Source organism: Massilia genomosp. 1 (genome assembly GCF_011682185.1).
Classification (GTDB): domain Bacteria; phylum Pseudomonadota; class Gammaproteobacteria; order Burkholderiales; family Burkholderiaceae_D; genus Telluria_A; species Telluria_A rubra.
The window spans coordinates 1-1,246 of the sequence record NZ_WHJF01000293.1; the positions used below are offsets into that span (position 1 = coordinate 1).

Here is a 1,246-nt window from a genome sequence, read left to right on the forward strand (position 1 = left end):
GATTGTTCGCAAGACGTTCCTTCACCGACCCGGCCAATCAAAGCCCAGAAACAAGCAGCCTAAGCCCCACAAATACATGACACAAAAGCCATGTTAAGCTGTCAATCGCTTAAGTCCGGTAGATTGGGGCTATCCCCATGACGAATTACGACACCTACCATTCGACGATGATGACAGGGAGGTATCGAGGAGGCCGGCGGACTAGGGACCGGAAATGCGAAGGATGTAATTGATGTTATTGCGCCATAGGTGGTATCGTGAATGATCTATTTTATTTCTACGAAGAAATTATTTCACTTAAGAATTTGCACGACTTTTTAGCAGCTAGCATACCAAATAGTCGGTTCTTAAATAAAGAACAGGACGCTATGCAAATTGAAATAAGTGGCGGGACGGCAAGGTGGGATCTTTTTCAAATGGATATTTTGCGAGATTTTGAGGATCCGGAGTCTGTTGAGGCAATACTGAAGACGAATGCAAAGTCAGCATTTTGCATTTGTTATCACAGCTATACTCTTGATGAATTGAAGAATGTGCTAAAGCTTATGCTTGAACGCTACGGCGGTTGGGTTGGAAATGATTCCAATGAATTTTTTCCTCGTTTTACACTTAACAATATTTTATCGCTTAGCTATTGAAGTGTGCATAAGGCGGCACGCGGAACCGCGCCAGGAAAAATCTTAGATTTGAATAATTCGATTTAAGATTTAAGTGGTGCAAGAATTTGCAATGGAGTACCCTGTATCGCAACCGCAAAGTTACTCATGCGGACGTGACCTTGCCATGGTAGCGATCGACTTCGGGAGAGTCGCGCTTGGCGGATTGATGCGGCCGTTACAACGGTTGCAAGGGTGATGGGACATCAACGCCGCATGCACATCAGCGACGTGCAGAAGAAAGGACAGTATCAGCATGTCAGGATGGGTAAGTTGCAAGAAACACCACTCTCACTAACGCATTCCAACGTCACCAAAGTTTTTCGCGGCAGTCAAGAACAACGAATCGATCAGTCAAGATGACATTAGACGCATTCAAATTAACTCGCAGGACGGGAGTTATCAATATGCGGTAGACGTCGCCTTTTTTGAACAGTGCGGATTCCGTACGGACCAGTCCGTCGGTAACCGTTCACGTCCCGGACGGAATCGGCGGCAGCGAGGGTGTGGCGACGCCCTTTCTGGCGGCGGCGATCACAGTGGCGATGTAGACCCAGGAGGAAACGGCCCGCTTGCGGCAAGTCTCGATG

General features: G+C 47.4%; 1 protein-coding gene. It reads left to right on the top strand.

Going from position 1 to position 1,246, the window contains the following annotated elements:
• The first annotated feature begins 257 nt into the window (after nt 1-257).
• On the top strand, nt 258-638 hold the full coding sequence (locus F1735_RS33670; protein WP_167241367.1) for a hypothetical protein: 381 nt from the start codon (nt 258-260) through the stop codon (nt 636-638).
• The last annotated feature ends 608 nt before the right edge of the window (nt 639-1,246 follow it).